The following is a 4,143-nucleotide window of genomic DNA, read 5'->3' as shown; positions in this document are numbered from 1 at the left end:
GTGGTCCGCCCCGTCCTCCGCCTCGCGCTGACCGTCGTCGTCGCGACCCTCGCGGCGGCCGGCGTCGCCTCGCTCCGCCCGGCCGCCGCGGCGGGCATCGACGGCTGCACCGATCGCCGCACGGCCGCCGACCCGTTCGGCTGCGACCGCTGGGTGCTGACGGCCGCGTCGGGGGAGGGCCCCTACTCCGCCTGGGTGGAGGACGCGCGGGTGCGCCTGCGCACCGAGCGGGTGGACGGGTACGAGACCCTCGTGATCGGCACCGAGTGCTCGAGCGTCATCGCTCCGTTCACGATCGACTCGGGCGTGCTGGAACCGCAGGAGCCGCCCGTCTGGACGGACGGCTGCGGCGAGCGGCCCGGCCCCGCCGAGCACCGGCTGCTGGCACTGCTGTCGGGTCCGGTCGTGCTCGGCGGGACAGCGGAGGACGTCGTCCTCGAGGGGGTCGGGGGGAGCCTGGTCTTCTCGCGGATCCCCGACTGACGGCGCCCCCGGGCGCGCGGGCTCCGGATAGGATCGTCCCTCGTGGTTACCCGTCTGTCGCACCTGTTCGTCCGCACCCTCCGAGAGGATCCCTCGGACGCCGAGGTCGCGAGCCACCGCCTCCTCGTGCGCGCGGGCTACATCCGCCGCCAGGCCCCGGGCGTCTTCGCCTGGCTGCCGCTCGGCCTCCGCGTGAAGCGCCGCATCGAGCGGATCATCCACGAGGAGATGGAGGCGGCCGGCGCCCAGGAGGTGCACTTCCCCGCGCTCCTGCCGCGCGAGCCCTACGAGGCGAGCGGACGCTGGACCGAGTACGGCGACGGCGTGTTCCGCCTGAAGGACCGCAAGGACGCCGACTACATGCTGGCGCCCACCCACGAGGAGTTCTTCACCCTCCTGGTCAAGGACCTCTACTCCTCCTACAAGGACCTGCCCCTGTCGATCTACCAGATCCAGGACAAGTACCGCGACGAGGCCCGTCCCCGCGCCGGCCTCCTGCGCGGACGCGAGTTCACCATGAAGGACGCGTACTCCTTCGACCACACCGACGCGGGCCTCGAGGCGAGCTACCAGTTGCAGCGCGACGCCTACGAGCGGATCTTCGCCCGCCTGGGCCTCGAGTACGTGATCGTGCAGGCCGACGCGGGCGCCATGGGCGGCTCGCGCAGCGAGGAGTTCCTGCACCCGACCCCGGTGGGCGAGGACACCTTCGTCCGCTCCGCCGGCGGCTACGCGGCGAACGTCGAGGCCTACCGCACTCCCGTGCCCGAAGCCCGTCCCCTCGAGGGTCTGCCCGAGGCGCGCGTCTTCGATTCGCCCGACACCCCGACGATCCAGACGCTGGTCGACCTGGCGAACGACCGCGAGCCCCGCGCCGACGGCCGGGCCTGGACCGCGGCCGACACCCTGAAGAACGTCGTGCTCGCGCTGACCGCCCTCGACGGGACCCGCGAGCTCGTCATCGTGGGCCTTCCGGGCGACCGCGACATCGACCTCAAGCGCGCGGAGGTCGCCTTCGCCCCGGCCGGGGTCGAGGCCGCGACCGAGGCGGACTTCGCGAAGCACCCCGGACTGGTGAAGGGCTACATCGGCCCCTGGTCGCCCGAGGGCGCGGTGCTCGGCGAGGAGTCGGCCACCGGCGTGCGCTACCTGCTCGACCCCCGCGTGGTCGACGGCACGGCGTGGATCACCGGGGCGAACACCCCGGGGAAGCACGTCCTCGAGCTCGTCGCGGGCCGCGACTTCACGTCCGACGGCGTCGTCGAGGTCGCCGACGTCCGTGCGGGCGACCCCGCCCCCGACGGCTCGGGGCCGATCGAGACGGCGCGCGGCATGGAGATCGGCCACGTCTTCCAGCTCGGCCGCAAGTACGCCGAGGTGCTGGGCCTGAAGGTCCTCGACGAGAACGGCAAGCTCGTCACCGTCACGATGGGCTCCTACGGCATCGGCGTCACGCGGATCCTCGCGGTCATCGCCGAGAGCAACCACGACGACCGCGGTCTGATCTGGCCCGAGAACGTCGCTCCGTTCGACGTGCACGTGATCGCCACCGGCAAGGACGCGGCCGCCCTCGCCCTCGCGGAGTCGGTCGGCGCCTCGCTCGAGAGCGCCGGGCGCGACGTGCTGATCGACGACCGTCCGAAGGTCTCGCCGGGAGTGAAGTTCGGCGACGCCGAGCTGATCGGCGTGCCCGTCATCGTGATCGCCGGCCGCGGTGCGGCCGAGGGGATCGTCGAGCTCTGGGACCGCCGGACGGGGGAGCGCGAGCAGCTCCCCGTGGCCGACGCGCTCGCACGCCTCGGAGCCTGACGGAGTTCCCCTCTCCGGTCCCGGGTGCTCGACGCCGGGGTCCGCTAAGATCAATGGTCCCGACGCGCGGACCGGCTCCCGACGGAGCCGGGGCACCGCCGGCGTCGGGCGAGACTTCGACGTGGTCGCACTGTGCGACGCCAAGTGAATAGAGAGAAAGGCCCGCCGTGGACATCGACCTGAGCGTTCTGCGCCTCCTGGAGCGCGAGCGCGAGATCCCCTTCGAGGAACTCGTGCAGATCATCGAGCAGGCGATCCTCACCGCCTACCTCAAGCACATCGGGCAGGCGGACGACGCCGACAAGGCCACCGCCGTCGACGCGCGCGTGCACCTCGACCGCAAGACCGGCCACGTGTCGGTCTTCGTGCCCGAGATCGACGAGGAGGGCGCCGTGATCGGCGAGTCCGAGGACTCGCCGCGCGACTTCGGCCGCATCGCCGCCTTCGCGGCGAAGCAGGTCATCAACCAGCGGCTGCGCGACATCGGCGACGAGAAGGTCCTCGGCGAGTTCAAGGGCCGCGAGGGCGACATCGTCGCGGGCGTGATCCAGCAGGGCCCGAACCCCAAGATGATCCACGTCGACCTCGGCTCGATCGAGGCGATGCTCGCTCCCGAGGAGCAGGTCCCGGGGGAGGACTACAGCCACGGGCGCCGGATCCGCGTGTACGTGACGAGCGTGAGCCGCGGTCAGAAGGGCCCCTCGGTCCAGGTCTCGCGCACGCACCCGTCGCTCGTGCGCAAGCTGTTCGCGCTCGAGGTGCCCGAGATCGCCTCCGGTGTCGTCGAGATCGTGTCGCTCGCCCGCGAGGCCGGGCACCGCACCAAGATCGCCGTCCGCGCGACGGAGCCGGGAGTGAACGCCAAGGGCGCCTGCATCGGGGAGCTCGGGCAGCGCGTCCGCGCGGTCACCGCCGAGCTGAACAACGAGAAGATCGACATCGTCGACTACTCCTCCGACCTGCCCACTTTCGTCGCCAGCGCGCTGTCGCCGGCGAAGGTGACCAGCGCGTTCGTGATCGACCAGAGCCTCAAGGCCGTGCGCGCACTCGTCCCCGACTACCAGCTCTCGCTCGCCATCGGCAAGGAGGGTCAGAACGCGCGACTCGCCGCGAAGCTGACCGGCGCGAAGATCGACATCCAGCCCGATTCGGTGATGGACGGGGAGTGATCCCCGAGCATCGGCCGTGCGGGGAAGCGCTCCCCTGGACGAGGGAGTAGAGTGGAACCCGTCAGAACGTGCGTCGGCTGCCGTCTGCGCGCCCCCCGGGCCTCTCTTCTGAGGCTCGTCCTCCACTCGAACTCCCTCGCGGTAGATCCGCGCGCGGTTCGCGCTGGTCGGGGAGCGTGGCTGCACGACACGTACGACTGCTACGAACGCGCGGTGAAGCGCCACGCGTTCCCCAGGGCGTTCAAGACGCGCGAGAGCGTGGACCCGAGCGAGCTGGAGCAGTACATCACCCGCGGTCCGACCGGCCCGGTTCCTCCCCACGAGGAGCCGACGCAGGGCACGGTCGCACCGCAGAGAGAACAGGCAGAACGGCCCGTGAACTGATCATGAGCAACGACTGATGAGCGGCTCGAAATGAGATCCGTCCGTTTGTGATGGCCTGCCCCGTCTTGGGCGCAGGCCCAAGACAGGAGAGAAGTGGCAAAACCACGCGTACACGAGATCGCAGCCGAACTCGGCGTCGATAGCAAGGTCGCACTTGCAAAGCTGAAAGAACTGGGCGAGTTCGTCAAGGGACCGTCCTCGAGCATCGAGCCCCCCGTGGCCCGCAAGCTCCGCCAGGCACTCCAGGGCAGCGCGGGCACCTCCGCGCCGGCCCCGACCGCCACCAGCGCCCGCCCCG

5 protein-coding genes are annotated in these 4,143 nt (G+C 71.2%); all 5 read left to right on the top strand.

Features of this window, described 5'->3' with window-relative positions; genetic code table 11:
* Window positions 1-483 (top strand): hypothetical protein (locus tag B0T42_RS20345; RefSeq protein ID WP_158078197.1); only part of this gene is annotated, 483 nt, incomplete at its 5' end.
* Window positions 484-525: 42 nt separating this feature from the next.
* On the top strand, window positions 526-2,292 hold the full coding sequence (locus B0T42_RS18685; protein WP_077224471.1) for a proline--tRNA ligase: 1,767 nt from the start codon (window positions 526-528) through the stop codon (window positions 2,290-2,292).
* 167 nt (window positions 2,293-2,459) lie between these two features.
* On the top strand, window positions 2,460-3,461 hold the full coding sequence (nusA, locus tag B0T42_RS18680) for a transcription termination factor NusA (RefSeq protein ID WP_077224470.1): 1,002 nt from the start codon (window positions 2,460-2,462) through the stop codon (window positions 3,459-3,461).
* Window positions 3,462-3,512: 51 nt separating this feature from the next.
* Entirely contained in the window at window positions 3,513-3,845 is a 333-nt protein-coding gene (locus B0T42_RS18675; protein WP_077224469.1) for a YlxR family protein, read from the top strand.
* Between the two features lie 93 nt (window positions 3,846-3,938).
* Window positions 3,939-4,143, top strand: a 205-nt coding sequence (locus B0T42_RS18670; protein WP_139344592.1) for a translation initiation factor IF-2 N-terminal domain-containing protein, incomplete at its 3' end; no start/stop codon positions are given.

Source organism: Rathayibacter rhapontici, from assembly GCF_001995175.1.
In the GTDB taxonomy this organism is placed as follows: Bacteria; Actinomycetota; Actinomycetes; order Actinomycetales; family Microbacteriaceae; genus Rathayibacter.
This window is presented reverse-complemented; position numbering and strand designations above follow the sequence as displayed.